This is a genomic window from Glycomyces rhizosphaerae, from assembly GCF_042647865.1.
Lineage (GTDB): Bacteria > Actinomycetota > Actinomycetes > Mycobacteriales > Micromonosporaceae > Glycomyces > Glycomyces rhizosphaerae.
Map to the genome: position 1 here is coordinate 707704 of NZ_JBHRWO010000004.1, position 16062 is coordinate 723765.

15 protein-coding genes are annotated in these 16062 nt (G+C 70.6%); 5 read left to right on the forward strand and 10 right to left on the reverse strand.

Features of this window, described 5'->3' with window-relative positions; all coding sequences use genetic code 11:
* Window positions 1–29 precede the first annotated feature (29 nt).
* A complete protein-coding gene (locus ACFO8M_RS04180; RefSeq protein WP_387970893.1) occupies window positions 30–617 on the reverse strand; it encodes a TIGR03086 family metal-binding protein in 588 nt (195 codons plus the stop codon).
* 140 nt (window positions 618–757) lie between these two features.
* Here ACFO8M_RS04180 and ACFO8M_RS04185 point away from each other — a divergent pair, with 140 nt between their 5' ends.
* Window positions 758–1492: a hypothetical protein gene (locus ACFO8M_RS04185; RefSeq protein WP_387970896.1), complete on the forward strand. Its 735-nt coding sequence runs from the start codon at window positions 758–760 to the stop codon at window positions 1490–1492.
* A gap of 58 nt (window positions 1493–1550) precedes the next feature.
* Here ACFO8M_RS04185 and ACFO8M_RS04190 read toward each other — a convergent pair whose 3' ends face one another.
* Together ACFO8M_RS04190 and ACFO8M_RS04195 are read right to left on the reverse strand one after the other, a co-directional pair.
* Complete coding sequence (locus ACFO8M_RS04190) at window positions 1551–3794, reverse strand: rhamnogalacturonan lyase family protein (protein WP_387970899.1); 2244 nt, start codon at window positions 3792–3794, stop codon at window positions 1551–1553.
* A 225-nt stretch (window positions 3795–4019) separates the two neighbouring features.
* On the reverse strand, window positions 4020–4316 hold the full coding sequence (locus tag ACFO8M_RS04195) for a helix-turn-helix transcriptional regulator (protein WP_387970902.1): 297 nt from the start codon (window positions 4314–4316) through the stop codon (window positions 4020–4022).
* A gap of 398 nt (window positions 4317–4714) precedes the next feature.
* Here ACFO8M_RS04195 and ACFO8M_RS04200 point away from each other — a divergent pair, with 398 nt between their 5' ends.
* Window positions 4715–5875 carry an MFS transporter gene (locus ACFO8M_RS04200; RefSeq protein WP_387970905.1) on the forward strand — a complete coding sequence of 387 codons (1161 nt, stop codon included), beginning with the start codon at window positions 4715–4717 and terminating at the stop codon, window positions 5873–5875.
* Here ACFO8M_RS04200 and ACFO8M_RS04205 read toward each other — a convergent pair whose 3' ends face one another.
* The 3 genes from ACFO8M_RS04205 to ACFO8M_RS04215 are packed head-to-tail and all read right to left on the reverse strand — an operon-like array spanning window position 5876 to window position 8750.
* A complete protein-coding gene (locus ACFO8M_RS04205; protein ID WP_387970908.1) occupies window positions 5876–6649 on the reverse strand; it encodes an ABC transporter ATP-binding protein in 774 nt (257 codons plus the stop codon).
* Window positions 6646–7707 (reverse strand): FecCD family ABC transporter permease, encoded by a 1062-nt coding sequence (locus tag ACFO8M_RS04210; protein ID WP_387970911.1) that lies wholly within the window; start codon window positions 7705–7707, stop codon window positions 6646–6648. The genes ACFO8M_RS04205 and ACFO8M_RS04210 overlap by 4 nt, the downstream gene beginning before the upstream one ends.
* On the reverse strand, window positions 7704–8750 hold the full coding sequence (locus ACFO8M_RS04215; protein WP_387970914.1) for an ABC transporter substrate-binding protein: 1047 nt from the start codon (window positions 8748–8750) through the stop codon (window positions 7704–7706). Before ACFO8M_RS04215 ends, ACFO8M_RS04210 begins: the two co-directional genes overlap by 4 nt.
* Window positions 8751–9028: 278 nt before the next feature.
* Here ACFO8M_RS04215 and ACFO8M_RS04220 point away from each other — a divergent pair, with 278 nt between their 5' ends.
* Window positions 9029–9451, forward strand: a complete 423-nt coding sequence (locus ACFO8M_RS04220) for a hypothetical protein (protein ID WP_387970916.1) — start codon at window positions 9029–9031, stop codon at window positions 9449–9451.
* On the opposite strand, the gene ACFO8M_RS04225 is transcribed toward ACFO8M_RS04220, so the two are convergent.
* Window positions 9448–10269, reverse strand: coding sequence for an NAD(P)H-binding protein (locus ACFO8M_RS04225; RefSeq protein ID WP_387970919.1), 822 nt, complete (start codon window positions 10267–10269; stop codon window positions 9448–9450). The genes ACFO8M_RS04220 and ACFO8M_RS04225 overlap by 4 nt on opposite strands.
* A gap of 135 nt (window positions 10270–10404) precedes the next feature.
* Here ACFO8M_RS04225 and ACFO8M_RS04230 point away from each other — a divergent pair, with 135 nt between their 5' ends.
* A complete protein-coding gene (locus ACFO8M_RS04230) occupies window positions 10405–10869 on the forward strand; it encodes a MarR family transcriptional regulator (RefSeq protein WP_387970921.1) in 465 nt (154 codons plus the stop codon).
* On the opposite strand, the gene ACFO8M_RS04235 is transcribed toward ACFO8M_RS04230, so the two are convergent.
* The 3 genes from ACFO8M_RS04235 to ACFO8M_RS04245 form a co-directional block, all read right to left on the reverse strand.
* A complete protein-coding gene (locus ACFO8M_RS04235) occupies window positions 10863–13508 on the reverse strand; it encodes a tetratricopeptide repeat protein (protein ID WP_387970924.1) in 2646 nt (881 codons plus the stop codon). The two genes, ACFO8M_RS04230 and ACFO8M_RS04235, sit on opposite strands and share 7 nt — an antisense overlap.
* Window position 13509: 1 nt before the next feature.
* Window positions 13510–13851, reverse strand: coding sequence for a CU044_2847 family protein (locus ACFO8M_RS04240; RefSeq protein WP_387970927.1), 342 nt, complete (start codon window positions 13849–13851; stop codon window positions 13510–13512).
* A gap of 91 nt (window positions 13852–13942) precedes the next feature.
* Window positions 13943–14971, reverse strand: a complete 1029-nt coding sequence (locus tag ACFO8M_RS04245) for a LacI family DNA-binding transcriptional regulator (protein ID WP_387970930.1) — start codon at window positions 14969–14971, stop codon at window positions 13943–13945.
* 209 nt (window positions 14972–15180) lie between these two features.
* Between ACFO8M_RS04245 and ACFO8M_RS04250 the strand changes: the two genes are divergently transcribed.
* Window positions 15181–16002 (forward strand): SGNH/GDSL hydrolase family protein, encoded by an 822-nt coding sequence (locus ACFO8M_RS04250; protein WP_387970933.1) that lies wholly within the window; start codon window positions 15181–15183, stop codon window positions 16000–16002.
* Window positions 16003–16062: the final 60 nt, after the last annotated feature.

A 16062-nucleotide genomic window follows, 5' to 3' on the forward strand; every position in this document is an offset into this window, starting at 1 on the left:
AAAGGCGCAGATCGCACCGAGAATGCGACTTACGGTCGCCAGGCGGGGTCGCGGCCGGTGAGGGCGATGAGGTGGTCCTGGGGCGAGGCGTCCGCGGGGATCCTGACGACGGGGCCGTAGATGCCCTCGCGGGCCGCCTGGTCGTCGGCGTCCTGGCCGGTGAAGGCCGTGAGCGTCGCGATGATGCCGGAGTCGAGCTCGTAGTCCTGGTCGGTCGCGCGGGCGAGGTCCCAGCCGTGGACGGCGACTTCGTTGAGCGCCACGAGCCCCATGACGGCGGCGGGGAGCGTGACGCCGCCCGCTAGAGCGTCGCCGTCCCACGCGGAGGGTTCGCTCCAGGCCCCGGCCAGCGTCGCCAGGCGGTGCTCGAGTTCGCCGCGCCATTCCGGCTCGAGGGTCGCCGCGGGTTCACCGGGCGGAGCGTCGTTGTGGGGGCCGGTCTCGCCGCGGGCGGCGGCGGTGAACGCGAGGCACAGGCCGAGCAGATGGTTCAGCAGCTGGGCCTGCGTGTAGTGCCCGCACGGGGTGGGCTCGGCGAGCTGCGCGTCGTCGACACCGGCCAGCAGGCCCGCGACTTGGTCGGTGACGGCCTTGAAGTCGATCGTTGCGTCGGTCATGTCGTCGTCGCTCCTTGGTTCGGAAGAGTGTCGACCATAGAGACGAGGTTCGGCGCCCGGATTCATCGACGGGACCGGCCCGGCCCCGCGACCTGCGGCGTAACGTACAGGGGAGAAGCCCTCGTTCCATTGGAGGAACGATGAGACGTGCAACGATCGCCGCCGTGCCCGCCGCGCTCCTGGTCGCGAGCTTCCTCGCCGCATGCGGCGACGGCACCACCGAGGAACCGTCCCCGCCCCAGTCGGCCGAGCCGACCTTGGCCGACATGCCCGATCCCGCCGAGTTCACCACCACGATCGACAACCCCTTCATGCCCTGGATCCCGGGCACCGTCTTCACCTACGAGGGCGGCGGCGAGACGATCGTCGTCGAGGTGACCGACCAGACCCGCGAGGTCCTCGGCGTCAACACGGTCGTCGTCCACGACACCGTCAGCGAGGGCGGCGAGGTCATCGAGGACACCTATGACTGGTACGCCCAGGACGCGGACGGGAACGTCTGGTACTTCGGCGAGGACTCCAGGGAGATGTCAGGCGGCGAGGTGACCAGCACCGAGGGCTCCTGGGAGGCCGGCGTCGACGGCGCCCTCCCGGGCATCGCGATGGAGGCCGACCCGCAGGTCGGCGACTACTACTACCAGGAGTTCTACGAGGGCCACGCCGAGGACACCGGTGAGGTCGTGGCCGTCGACGAGCAGGTCGAGGTGCCGTACGGGACCTTCGAGGACTGCCTGCGCACCGAGGACGTCAACCCGCTCGACACCAGCGTCATCGAGCACAAGTTCTACGCCGAAGGGGTCGGTTTCGTCCTCGAGATCGGCGTCCAGGGCAGCGATCAGCGCATCGAGCTGGTCAGCGTCGACCCGGGCGCGTGAGGCTCCCCGCGCCGGGGCCCGCGACGACGGTCGCGGGCCCCGGCTTCTCGGGGCAGGGTCAGGGTGTGGTGATGGACGGGAACGGGTAGCTCGTGACGTCGCTGCCGATGTAGAAGCTCGGGTGCGGCGGCTGGTTGTAGGCGGTGTTCTGCCAGGCGATCGCCACGCGGTACTGCGGGTTGTGCATCAGGGTGGCGATGCGCAGGCTGGTGGTGGAGGACGTGGCGTAGATGCGGAGCGCGGTGTTGTCGCTGGTGCGCCAGACGACCTCTTCACGCCAGTCGCCGAACAGGTCGGCCGAGAGGGCCGGCGTGGCCTTCGTGCTGTTGTTGGACGCGACGCCCGAGCCGGACAGGAGCGTGCCGGACGGGTAGTTCGTGATCGCGGTGCCGTCGAGCAGTTCGCGTTCCCCGTCGCCGTCCCACCAGCTCAGGAAGTTGATCGAGGCGGGTTTCGCGCCGATGTTCGACCCGGAGGCGTTGAGCAGGCCGCTCACATTCGACGACCAGTACTCGGCTCCGGCGTTCGACGAGAGGACGTTCGCCGCGACGCCTCTGCCGTTGTCTCCGCTTGCGGGCGTTTGGAACAGGATCGCCCCGTTCGATCCGTTGAGGCTCGACGAGGGCTGACTGCCGCTCTCATGCGGCATGAACACCTCTTGGCCCGCCCGGCTCGGCACGAAGTCGCTCACGTGGAGCGCGTCGCCGTGGCCGAAGCCGGTGTTGTAGAGCGCCTGGCCGTTCGAGCCGACGGCCATCGCGCCGAAGACCACGTCCTGGCGGCCGTCGGCGTTGAGATCGGCGATCGAGAGGCTGTGCGCCCCTTGCCCGGTGTACTGGCTGCCGGCGCTGTTGGAGTCGAACACCCAGCGGGACACCAGGTCCGTGCCGTTGAAGTCGACCGCCCAGATGACGCTGCGCGTGTAGTACCCGCGCGAGAAGATCATGCTCGGGTGCTGGCCGTCCAGATAGGCCGTTCCGGCGAGGAAGCGGTCGACCCGGTTGCCGTAGCTGTCGCCCCAGTTGGCGACCGTGCCGCGCGCGGGCTGGTAGTTGATGGTGTCGAGGACGGCGCCGTTGGCGCCGTTGAAGATCGTCAGGTACTCGTTGCCGGTGAGGATGTAGCCGCTGCTGTTGCGGTAGTCCGCACTGGCGGTGCCGATGACCTGCCCGGTGCCGGAGACGGTGGCGTCCGAGGTCTTCATGGCGATCTCGGCGTCGCCGTCGGAGTCGTAGTCGTAGACCTGGAACTGCGTGTAGTGCGCCCCGGCCCTGATGTTGCGGCCCAGGTCGATCCGCCACAGGCGCTGGCCGTTGAGCTTGTACGCGTCAATGTAGACGTTCCCCGTGTAGCCGGACTGGGAGTTGTCCTTGGCGTTGCTCGGGTCCCATTTGACGAGGTACTCGTACTGGCCGTCCCCGTCGAGGTCGCCCACGCTCATGTCGTTGGCGTTGTACGTGTAAGCCTCGCCCGAGGGGGTGGTGCCGCCGGCCGGGCGCTGCAGCGGGATGTCCCTGTAGCCGCTGGAGTTGAAGGTCGCCTCGGCGCCGACCTGCGTCCCCGCGGTGCCGCCGTTGACGGGCGCGACGGTGTAGGTGCCGCTGCCGCCGGCGTCGAGGTAGTTGGTGGCACCGGTGATCGGGGAGCTGTTGAGCAGGGTCCCGTTGCGGTACACGTTGAACGCGGTGTTCGAAGAGTCGGTGCCCAGGAGCCGCCAGCTGACGAGGCTGCCGCCGCCGGAGGGGACGACGGTGACCCCGCGGCCGAGGTCCTCCATGATGGCCCCGGTCTGCTGCGCGGCGCCGTCGGTGACCTCGACGTAGTCGATGTTCGGCAGGCCGGTACCGGTGGAGGCCACCAGTTGCACGGTGTTGCTCCCGGCGTTCAGCGGGACGGTGACGGTCTTGGTCGACCAGGTGGTCCACGCGCCGGTCGCACCGAACGCGCTGGCCGATTCCACCGTGGAGCCGTTGACGACGATGTTCGCCGGGCGGGAGTCGGTGGCGCCGTGGGCGTACCGGATCGCCACGGTGGCCGTTCCGGCGCTCGCGGCGGTGACGGTGAACTGGGCCGTGGCACCGGTCGCGTTGCTGGAGTTGCAGAATCCGCTGCCGGAGTACCCGGTGTGGTTCGATTCGATCAAGCCGTCGCAGACGGCCGGGGCGCTCTCGGCCTCGTAGCGGACGGTGGCGGCGTCCGCGGAGGTCATCGCCGTCAGCGATGCGGCCGCGGCGACCAGCCCTATGGCCGCGGCCACCGGGGCCCGCAGGCGTCTCGCCCGCCGGGAGGTTGACTCGTTCATGTTCACTCCGTATCTGATGGAGAGGAGGTCCCCCGACCGCGGCCGCACCGGCACGGGACACCGGGAGGCTGCGCCGGGGGCGCTGCGGCACAGGGGGAAGCGGCGGTCGGCGCGGCGTGCCGGTGGCGCGCTCGACCGTCTCCATTCATATCGAAACATTGAATTGAATCGATATAACGAGGTGCACTCAGAATAGCTGGATAGCGCCATCAAGGCAATGGCCGCCTACAGGCGAAGGTCCGGTTCGCGCCGCAGGAACTCGCCGGGCGTGCGGCCGAACGCCTCCCGGAACGCGCCGATGAACGCGCTCGGGCTCGCGTACCCGCACGCGCCCGCGATCCGCGTGACCTGGTGCCCTGCCGCGAGCAGCACCAGGGCGTGGTGCAGGCGGAACTGGCCGCGCCACTGCGCGAACGTCATCTCCGCCTGCTCGCGGAACAGCCGGCTGAGCGTCCGCTCGGAAGCGCCGATCGCGGCACCGAGCTGCGCCAGGGTCCGCCGGTCCGCCGGATCGTCCTCCAAGAGCGCCACCACTTCCCGCAGGCGCTCGTCCTGCAGTGCGGGCAGGAACCGCTGCGGCGCCTCGACCCCGCGGAGCAGGTCGAGGACGACCCGTTCGAGGTGGCCTCGCGTGCCGGCTTCGAGCGCGGCGTCGTCGGTCAGGCACGTGACGGACGCCCTGCGACGGCGGCACGACCCACACGCCCGAGGCCGTGAACACCCGCAGGACGCCGCGCCGGGGGTAGATCAGCTGGTGGCCGTCGTGGCGGTGCCAGTCGATCCGCTCCCGGTGCGAGAGCATCCGGATCGGCGAGCTCGGAATGATCTGGCCGTCCATCGACATAACTCGGCAGAATACCGTTAGCCGCAGGTCGTGGCGAGTCGGAATCCTTGGGCCGTATGGACAAGGAGCACCCAGCATGACCCAGACCGCCGCCCCGCCCGAGACCCGCGAGGCCGCCCCGTCGCCGCTGCGGCGCATGCGGCTGTGGGCCGCCGCCCACGCCGTCGACGACATGTACCAGGGGCTCGTGCCCGCCGTCGTGCCCTACTTCGTGCTCGACCGAGGCTACGGCTACGTCGCCGCCACCGGCCTCACCCTCGCCGCCGCGCTCGGCGCCTCGATCCCGCAGCCGTTCTTCGGCCTCCTCGCCGACCGCCGCCGCCTCGACTGGTTCGCCCCCGCGGGCGTCGCCCTCGCCGGGATCGGCCTCGGCCTGGCCGGTCTCGCCGGGCCGTACCCGCTGGTGCTCGCGCTCATCTTCCTCTCGGGCCTGGGCGTCGCCATGTTCCACCCGGCCGCAGGAAAAGGCGCACGCGAGGCCGCGGGCGACAGCGCCACGGGCATGAGCATCTTCGCCGCGGGCGGCTCGGTCGGCTTCTTCCTCGCCCCGGTCCTGGCGACGCCCGCGCTCATGGCGATGGGCGTCGGCGCGACCGCCCTCTTCATCCCGCCCGCGGTCCTCATCGCATTCGTCATGCTCCGCAGGCACACCCGCACCGCAGCCGGACCCGCCAAGGCCCGCACCGGCACCGACAGGTGGGGCCCGTTCGCCGTCCTCACCGGGATCGAGGTGGTCCGGTCGATCCTGTGGGTCGGGATCATCACCTTCATCGAGCTGTACTGGATCCGCCACCTCGACTCCAGCCACGTCGTGGCCGGGATCGCCTTGGCGGGCTTCATGCTCGGCAGCGTGATCGGCACCCTCCTAGGTGGACGAATGGCCGACCGGTTCGGCGCGGTCCGCACCACCCGCATCGGCGGGGTACTGATCATCCCGCTGCTCGTCCTGCTGCGGTTCGTGCCCGACGAGTACGCGGCGCTGGCGGTCGCGCTCGCCGTCGGCATCGCGATCAACGTCCCGTTCGCGGTGCTCGTCAAGCTCGCCCAGGACTACCTGCCGACCCGCCCCGGCACCGCCGCCGGCGTCACGCTCGGCCTGGCCATGAGCGTCGGCGGCCTATTCGCCCCAGTGTTCGGGCTCATCGCCGAACACCATGGCCCCCAAGGGGTCTTCACGGTGCTCTGCGTCGTGCCGCTGGCCGCCGTCGTCCTCGGCCTGTTCCTCAAGCGTCCCTGATCAGGCCCGCGGTCCCGGATTGAAGACGATCAGCGGCCGCTTCGTCGCCGCATCGACGGTGACCGTGGCGTCGACCTCGTAGACCTCGGCGATGAGCGCCGGGGTCAGCACCTCGGCCGGAGGCCCGGAAACCACCGCGCGGCCCTCCTTCAGGACCAGGACGGCGTCGCAGAACATCGCGGCGAGGTTGAGGTCGTGGAGCGCCACCACGGTGGTCACCGGCAGTTCGGTGAGCAGCCGCAGCAGATCGAGCTGGTAGCGGATGTCGAGGTGGTTCGTGGGCTCGTCGAGCAGGAGCTCCCGCGGCTGCTGCGCCAGCGCCCGCGCGATGTGGACCCGCTGGCGTTCGCCGCCGGACAGCCGGTGCCACAGCTCGCTGGCCTTGTCGTGGAGTCCGGTGCGCGCCAACGCGTCCGCGACTGCTTCGGCATCGGCCTGGCGGTTCCCGCCGAAGGCGCCGCGGTGCGGGATGCGGCCGAGGGCGACGATGTCGCGCACGGTGAGGTCGACGGCGGTGTCGGCGTGCTGCGTGACGGTGGCGATGGTGCGCGCGGCCGCCCGCCGGGGAAGCTCGGCGAGTGAGGCGTCGTCGAGGGTGACGACGCCGGCGGTGGGTTTCACCGCGCCGCAGAGCAAGCGGATGAGGGAGGACTTGCCGGAGCCGTTCGGGCCGAGCAGCCCGATGGTCTGGCCGGGGTGCGGGCGCAGCGTGACGCCGTCGACCACGAGCCTCCCGCCGCGGTTCCAGGTGACTTCGCGCGATTGCAGCGTCATACGGTCCTCCTGCGGCGGAACATGATCGCGATGAACGCCGGCACGCCGACCAGTGCGGTGGTGACGCCGATCGGCAGCGGTGAAGGGGAGAACGCGACGCGCGAGACCGCGTCGACCCAGACCATGAACGCGGCTCCGATCAGCGCGGTCAGCGGCACCAGTCGCAAGTGGAGCGGACCGGCGAGGAATCGCGCGGCATGCGGCAGCACCAGGCCGACGAAGCCGACGGCGCCGACGATGCTGACCATCGTCGCCGTCAGCAGGGCGGTGGCGCAGATGAGCACCGCGCGCTCGCGTCTGACATGCACCCCAAGGGAAGCGGCGACGTCGTCGCCGAAAGCGAAGGCGTCCAGCACATGCGCGCGGAAGAGGCACAGCACGATCCCGGCGATCGCGGCGAGGCCGCACAGCACGACCCCGTTCCAGCGCACGCCTTCGAGCGAGCCGAGGAGCCAGAACATGACGCCGCGGGTCGCGTCCGAGTCCGCGAAGGCGAAGATCACGAACGAGGTGAGCGCCGAGAACAGCTGCGTCACCGCGATACCGGCGAGGATCAGCTTGTCGTCGCCGCCTCCGGCCATGCGCGCGATCGCCAGGACCACGCCGAAGGAGACGAGCGAGCCGATGAACGCGCCGCCTGGCAGGCCGAGCCCGCCCGCGCCGACGCCGAGGATCGCGACGACGACCGCCCCGGTCGAGGCGCCCGAGGAGATCCCGAGGACGTACGGGTCGGCGAGCGGGTTGCGCAGGAGCGACTGCAGGATCAGCCCGCACAGGCCCAGCCCGGCCCCGCAGGCCGCGGCGACCAGGGCGCGCGGCAGGCGGTCTTCCCACACGATCGCCTCTTTCGAGATCCTGACGGGGATCTCCGCGCCCGCGAAGTGGTTGAGGAGGATGTCGCGCACGTTGACCAGCGACACGTCGGCGGGCCCGAGGGTGATCGCCACGCCGATCGAGGCGATGAGCACCGCGACCGCGGCGAGGCTGACGCCCAGGAAGCGCAGCCGCGCCCGGCCCCGGTGTTCCGGGGCGGGCGCGGTGGCAGCGCTGAGCGTCACGCGTCGCCCTCGAACGACTGCAGTGCCGCGGAGAGCTTCTCGAGGCCGTCGACGAGGCGGATCGACGGGTTCATCTCGGCGCCGCGCAGCTCGACGTACCGCTGCTCGGCGACCGCCGTGAGCCCCTTGGTGACCGGGTCGGACTCGAGGAACTCGATCTTCTCGGCCGCCTGGTCGCCGGGCCAGCGCTCGCGGCTGAGGTCGGCCATGACGATGACGTCCGGGTCGAGGTCGACGAAGGCCTCCCAGGTGGTGGCGGGCCAGTCGTCGTCCAGGTCGGCGAAGACGTTCGCGGTGCCGGCCTCGGTCGCGAGGAGGTTCGCGGAGCCGAGCCCGCCGGCGACGTACGGCGTCTTGAGGTCGGAGAACCAGAACGCCACCGACAGCCCCGAGGCGTCGATGCCCTCCAGCGACGACTGGCGGCGGGTTTCGAGTTGCTCGACGAGGACTTCGCCGCGGCTCTGGACGTCGAAGATCGCGGCGAGTTCGCGGATCTCCTGGTAGAGCGCGTCGAAGGTGAGCGCGTTGGTGCGGGTCCCGCCGCCGTTGACGCTGATGTCGCCGTCGCAGTCGGTGGGGGAGAGGTACGCCTCGATGCCGGTCTCGGCGAAGCGGGTCCGTTCGGCCACGCCGCCTTCGGCGTAGTGGCGGCCGAAGGACGCGGTCACGAAGTCGGGGTCGGCGCCCATGACGACCTCGTAGGTGGGCGCTTCGTCGGCCAGGCGCGGCACGGCGTCGTTGGCCTCGGTGAAGTTCTCGAGGACCGGGTCGGTCCAGGACGCGGTGCCGACCATGCGGTCTTCCAGGCCCAGTGAGAGCAGGATCTCGGTCGCGTTCTGGTCGAGGGACACGGCCCGCTGCGGCGCGGCGTCGAAGGTGACCTCCTGGCCGCAGTTCTCGACGGTCAGCGGATAGGCGGTGGCGCCTTCGCCCGCCGCGGCCTCGGTCTCCGGCACGGGCTCGGACGCCCCGCAACCGGTCAGGACCGCCAACAGGACTGATGCGCTCACCGCGAGGGGAATCGCGCGCGTGCCTGCACTCATCGATGCATTCCTTTGTTCGGGCGAGGTCGGCAGGGACGGCCGCCTCTCGCCACAAGACATTAGGTAAGGCTCAGCTAATTAAGATGAGGCGGGTTCGCAGTTGAGGCCACTGCCACAATCGTCCGCTCTAGCGCGCTCCACCCGCGGCGACCAGGGTAGCCGCGAGTGGAACGGCGCGCCTGAGCACCGAAAGGCCGATCGGGGCGGGACCCCGCGGACCCGCCCCGATCGGTAACGTCAACGGCACCAACTTGACAGCGGACCCGAGGAACCACCCCATGAAGCTCCGACCTCCCTTCGCATCGGTCCCGATCGTCGCCGGCATCTGCGGGGCCGTCGGGTTCGTCCTCACCCTCTTCGATCCCGGCGACGACTTGGACCTCGTCAAGCTGCTCGCCGTCACCGTGCTCTGCGGCGGCATCCCCGGGCTCATCACCTTGGCCTGCATCGCGATTCCCTTCGCCAGGGTCGACGAGCGCGGCTTCTGGCAGTTCCTGAACAACCAGGGCATGCGGCTCGTGCGGCCCATCGGCCACGGGGAGCGCTTCGTCGTCGACAGCCGTCGACTGTTCGTGCTCCGCGCCGACGGCGAGTACGAGCGGATCAAGCTCTACCGATGGAACGTCTCAAGGCGGACCTGGGCCCGACTCGAAGCCGCCTACCCACTGGTGTCCGAACAGGAGAAAGCGGCAGTCGACTAGTTGTCCCGCAACCACTCCGCGAACGTCCGCGCCGGGTGGCCGGTCACTCGCTCCACGTTGTTGTTCACCGTGGCCGGACGCTCCCCGAGGTTCGCGGCCACTTCCAGCAGCGAGTCGAACACCGCCTCCGGGAACCACTCCGGACGCGCCGCCAGCGCCTCCGCGCGCGTCAGCTCCTCCAGCTCGATCGGCTTCCCGAGCGCTGCGGCGATCTGGCCGACCACTTCGCGCTGGCTGAGCGATTCGGGCCCGGTGATGATGAGGCTGCGGCCGCGGAACTGCTCGCGGGCGAGGAGTTCGGCGGCGACTTCGGCGATGTCGTCGAGGTGGATCGGGTTGATGCGCCAGTCGGGGTAGGCGAGCGACACCTTGCCGGCGCGGATCTGCTCGCCCCAGTCGCGGGTGGTGTTGGTGGCGAGCCAGGACGGGTAGAGCACGGTGTGGCCGAGTCCGGAATCGCGGACGGCGGCCTCGATCGCCCGGTGGGCCGTGCCGATGGGGCCGGCGTGCTCCACCGGGTCGTACGCGCCGGGGGAGGAGAGCAGTACGACGTGCTCGACTCCGGCTTCCTTTGCCGCCGTGAGGAACCCGGTGATGTCACCGAAGGTCGGGTAGAGGAAGGCGGTGCGCACGCCGTGCAGTGCGGCCTCGGCGGTCGCCGGGTCGGTGAGGTCCAGTGCGGCGGTCTCGACCCCTGCCGGGGCGTCGAGCGTCTTGGGGTCGCGGGCCGTGGCCCGCACGTGGTGCCCGGACTTCGCGAGGTGTGCGGCGAGGCGCGAGCCGATGTTGCCGCGGGCGCCGGTCACGAGGATGGTCATGGGTGTCACTCCTGGTCGGTGGGTGTTTCGCGGGCATGCGAGCGGGGGCACGTGGTGTGCCCTCGGGTAGCATGAGCCTGGAACCTATTTGCTTTGGAAGCAAAGAATATTTGATAGCAAAGATAATCTGGAGGCATGCTCGTGTCAAGTCCAGGGGGCATCGACGATGCGATCCGTGAGCTGCTGCTGCTCATGCCGCGCATGGTCGGCCGGGCCAAGCGCCTGCCCGTGCCCGAGCGCGTCCGCTCCCTCGAACTGAGCCCGCGCCACCTCTCGCTGCTCGCGCTCCTGCTCTTCGACGGCCCGGCCACCGTGAACGACCTCGCGGTCCGCCTCGAAGTCGCTCCGACCACCGTGAGCCTCATGGTCGCCGAACTCAGCCGCAAGGGCGTGCTGGAGCGCCGCGAGGACGAGGCCGACCGGCGCCGCCGCATCGTCAGCATCACCGCCGAGGAGCGGGGCGACATCGAGGCCTGGCTCGCCGGCAGCGCCGCCGCGTGGCGCAAAGCGCTGGCGCCCTTGACGAGCGAGCAACGCCGCCTGTTCGTGGACACCCTGCTCGCCTACGAGCGGGCCTTGGAGGAACCCGACGGTCAGTGAGCCTCGGAGGCTTCGAGCCGTGCGAAGTCGGCGGCGAGCTCCTCGAGGTTCCGGGCCGCGTGGTGCTTCCGGTACGCCTCGGCCGCGGCCTCCAGGCGCTCGCGGGCGAGCACCCGGTCGCCTCGGCCCAGTGCGACATTGCCGAGCCCGTGCATCGCGCACGCCGACCCGACCGGGTCCCCGATCCTGTCGAACAGGTCCATCGACTCGCGGTACCGCTCCTCGGCCGCTTCGAACTCGCCCGCCGCGCATACCGCGTCGCCCAGGCCCAGGATCGCGAAGGCGATGCCGTAATCGTCCCCTTCGGAGCGTGACGCCTCCAGGGCCGTGTTGAACCGCGCCACCGCGAGCGTGACATCGCCGCGGAGCTTCGCGACCCGCCCGAGGCCGCGCTCCACGTAGATCATCCGGTGCGTGAAACCGCCTTCGCTGTACGCGTCCATCGCGGCCAGGTAGTGCGCCTCGGCCCGCTCCGCGTCGCCGCGCATCTGCGCGACCTCGGCCAGCCCGCGGCGGGCATTGCCGACGCCGCCCGGATCTCCGGCGGTCTCCGAAAGCTGGAGCGCCGCACGGTATTTCGCTTCGGCCTCGTCGAACTGCCCGCGCAGCCGCGCCACTTCGCCCTGGCCCCACAGCGAGTGGCCGGTGCGGCGCCCGTCGCCGAGGACGCGGTCGATCTTCTCGGCCAGGCTGAACCCGGTCTCGGCGGCGTCGTACCGGCTGTAGCGCAGCCCCCGGTAGCCGAGGAACCGGCCGAGGTGTCCGAATTTCTCGGTGGTGTCGGTGACGGCCAGCGCCCGGATGGTCTCGACCTCCGCGGCGAACCAGTCCGGCCGGTTGCCGAAGTCGCGCCCGAGGCGGTCCAGATAGTACTGAGCGAGCGCGGCCCGCGACCCGGTCAGGTCGTCCTCCACCTCGGCGAGGTGTGCCCCGTAGACGCGCAGCAGGTCGTGCGCCCGGTAGCGGCGCAGGTCGCGGTCGCCGCCGTTGGTCTCGTTCAGGTCGCGTTCGGCCAGGCCGGCGCGGATGAGCCCGCGCATGCGCCGCGAGGCCTCCCGGACCGGGCATTCCATGGCCGCGGCCAGGCTCCCGAGGGTCGCGATGGCGCCCGGGTGCGCGCCGAAGGCCCGGAATGCCACGCGCTCTTCGGGTTCGAGCCGCCGGTAGGAGCCCTCGAGCCGGTCGAACACGTCCCGCTGGAGGTAGGGGTCGGTCTGGCCGCGCACCGCGGCGGGCTCGGGGAGGTCCTCGATGATCTCCTCCAGCGCGACTTCTTCGTTCGCCACTTCCCTTGCGTGCGTGGCGATGAGCACCGGCACGTACAGGTCGCGGCGCACGAGCTCGGTGACCTGTTCGAGCGGGTGGCGGTCCCCGGCGATCTCCAGGAACATCGCGATCGCGTCCGCTTCCTGCAGCACGTCCAGGCGCAGCGTGCGATCCGCGTCGTCGATGCGGATGACGTCCCTTGTGGTCACGATGGTGGCGCAGCCCTCGGACCGGATGAGCAGTCCGTCGAGCTGGTCGAGGCTGTCCACGTTGTCCCACACCATGAGGAGCCGCCGCCCGACGGCGGCGGCCCGCCAGCGCTCGGCGCGGGCACGGTGGTCGAGCAGTTCGACCTCCTTCGGGGTGGCCGCGCCGATCCCGGTGAGAATCGATCCGAGCGCGTCGGCGGCGGTGTCGGCGCGAGTGCCCCGATAGGACTCGAAGTCGTGGAACACCCTGCCGTCGAAGCGGTCTCGGCAGCGCTCGGCGAACGCGACCGCCAGTGCGGTCTTGCCGACGCCGCCGAACCCGCCGATGGACTGGACCACCGCGAGGCCTCCGGCCTTCTCGAGGTTGTCTTGGAGCTTCTGCAGTTCCGTGGTGCGGCCGACGAAGTGCCGCGCGGTGACGCCGGGGTTCCAGGTGTCGCGCCAAGGGACGTCGGAGCGGCGCGTGAACGCGGTGTCCCATTCGGGGACCGCGCTGAATCCCGTGGCCGCCTGTGCCCGCACTGCTTCACCGAAGCCGTTGCCGAGTGCGGAAAGCGGCGTGGCGACCGAGCCGACCGCGGCGCCGAGCCCGCGGCTGTTGTTGATGACGGCGCAGATCGCGCCGCGCTCGGGGTCGACGAGCATCCCGCCGGACATCCCCGGCAGCGCGTGTCCGTCGGCGAGCCACCAGAATCCTTGGCCGTCAACGCTCTCCCACCGGAAGTCGACCCCGCGCAGGACCGGCACCGAGGCCGCGCTGTCGGGGTTCGGCCTGGCGGCGATGAACGCGCGCCGCCGCACGGGCCCGGTCGGGACCGGCGCACCGAGGTCGAGGCGCGGCAGCGGATGCCGGGTTTCGCGCCGCCCATCGGCGTCGAGCAGTTCCACGACGGCGAGGTCCGGCCACGCCCACAGCTCGTCCGGTCCGGCTTCCCGGGCCGAGCGCTCCGATACGACCGCCCGCGCCGCGTTCACCTCCGGCACGGCGGACACGACCCGGAACGATTCGCCGTCCTCGAACCAATTGACGACGTGCGCGCAGGTCAGCACCAGTCCGGGTGCGGCCAGGAATCCCGAGCCGACGAATGCGCTCCCGTCCCCGGGGTCGGCCTCGATCCGGACGACGAAGCGGAAGAGCCGCAGGTCGTCGATGGACACGGACATGTCAGTCCTCGCCCGGCAGGGTCGTCCACTTGAGCGTGATCTTCAGCGTCGCGGCCGCGCCGCCGCCGACGAGGATCCCGGTGAGCTTGCCCGCCTTCACATCCGCGGCGATGCCGAACTCGACCACGGCCTCCTGCGGCTTGGTCTTCTCCCACACTTCGCCGAGTTCGTCAGTGACCGCCTGGATCAGGTCCTTCATGCGGTCGAACGACTCCGTCTTCGGTAGGCGGCCGCTGATCGGCATGAGGCCGCCGCCGGTCCCGGGAGCGGCGCGGTCCGGATCGTCCACCGTGGCCACGGTCTCCACGAGGAATTCGGTGTCGCCGATTCGGACTGGAACCACTTGGCGCATCAGCATCTCCAGGGGGTGAGGTTGCCGTCACCGTCCATCGTAGTGGTTGCGCGCCAACGCCACCGCCCGCGGAAGCGCCGGGTCAGCGCGGCGGGGCTGTCGATTCGCGCACCACGAGGCTCGTCGCGAGCTGCACGTGGTGCGAGTCGGGGACCTTGCCCGCGGCGAGGTCGAGGACCGTCCTGGCGGCGACGCGGCCCATCTGGCGCAGCGGCTGCTTCACCGTGGTGAGCGGCGGTTCGACCCACATCGCGTTGTACGTGTCGTCGAAGCCGACCACGCTGAGGTCGCCGGGCACGTTGAGGCCGCGGCGGTGGGCGGTCCTGATGACGCCCACGGCGATGCTGTCGCTGGCGGCGAAGATCGCGGTCGGCGGCTCGTCCAGGTCGAGCATCCGGTCGGTCAGCGCCGCACCGGTCTCGGCGTAGAAGCTGCCGGAGCCCATGAGCGCCGGGTCGAGTTCGATCCCGGCGGATTCGAGCGCCTCCCGGTACCCATGGAGCCTTTCGCGCGCGGGCAGCGACCCGGCGGGTCCGCCCGCGAAGCCGATCCGGGTGTGCCCCAGGTCGAGCAGGTGCCGGGTGGCCTGCACGCCCCCGGCCCAGTTGGTCGCGCCGAGGCTCGTGACGCGCTCGTCGAGGGGGTTCGCCGGGTCGATCACGACCAGCGGCAGACCCAGCTGCTCGCACGCGTCCATCTCGGCGCTCGTGAGCTGCGCGGTCACCACGACCAGGCCCGCCGCCCCCTGCGCGGCGATCTCCTTGACCCGGTCGGCGCCCATCGGATCGTTGTGGCCGGGGGTCTCGGACTCGAGGGAGCTGGTGACGACCTCGACGCCGAGTTCCCTGCCGCCGCTGATGATCCCGTCCAGCACGTACACCGCGTACATGTTGAGGATCGTGTCGAACACGACGTGGATCGTCTGGGGCGAGGGCGTCTCCCTCGGGCCGGTGGTCGGCACGTACTCGAGTGCGGCGATGGCCTCGCGCACGGCCTTGCGGGTCGCCTCGGCGACACCGGGGCGGCCGTTGAGCACCTTGGAGGCGGTGGCCTTGGAGACGCCCGCGTGTTCGGCCACCTCGGTCAGCGTCGCCCGGGAGCGGTTGCCCATCTGCAATACCCCTTCGAAGCGTGTGCCGCCATTCTAGCCACGATCGGAAACAGTTTCCAACCGACCATCGAAAACCTTTCCATCAGTGGTTCGTCACGCACTGTTCCTATTGCGACACAATGGACTTCCTTGTCTATAATGACGCCATCCTCCGGCGGGAGGGCCCACCCGCCCCACCCCGCCGGCCCTGTCGACAACAAGGAGACTCTGTGTCCTTCAAGGAAGGCAAGGCACGCCGCGTCCTCACCCGCGTGGCGGCGGTCGCGGCGGTCGCCGGCTTCGGCGTCGCCGGTCTGGCGAGCTCCGCCTCGGCCGACATCACGATCCAGCAGTATGTCGCGCTCGGCGACTCGTACGCCTCGGGCGTCGGCGCGGGCGACTACGCCGACGACGGCAGCGACTGCTACCGCTCGGCCAACGCCTACGCGAAGCAGGCCGCGACCGCTCTCGGCGAGCGCCTGTGGTTCGAGGCCTGCTCGGGCGCGCGCATCGAAGACGTGGTCGCGAACCAGCTGAGCCACCTCTACCCGGTCAACACCGAGCACGTCACGATCGGCGTGGGCGGCAACGACGCCGGGTTCTCCTCGGTGCTCACGGCCTGCGCCGGCACCGACACCGCGCTCTGCAAGACCGCGATCACCAACGCGCGCACGGTCATCACCGACTCGCTCCCGGCCGAACTCGACGACCTGTACACCCAGGTCGAGACCAAGGCCGCCAGCGCGGACATCGTGGTCGTGGGCAACCCGCGCCTGTTCAACGAGACCGCCTGCTCGGGCGCCCTGGCGATCACCCCGGAGGAGCAGGCGCTGCTGAACGACGCCGCCGACCTGCTCGCCGAGACGACCGCTTCGGTTGCGGCCGACCACGGCTTCGACTTCGCGGACCCGCGCGCGGCCTTCGAGGGCCACGGCGTCTGCTCGGCCGACCCGTGGATCCTCGGCTACGTCGGGACCCTGGAGTCCTTCCACCCCAACGCCGCAGGCCAGGACGCCTACATCGAGGTCGTCCTCCCGCAGCTCGACTACTAGAAGCAACCCTGGACCGGCCCACGGGCGTCATACCGTGGGCCGGTGCCGTTCACCCCACTT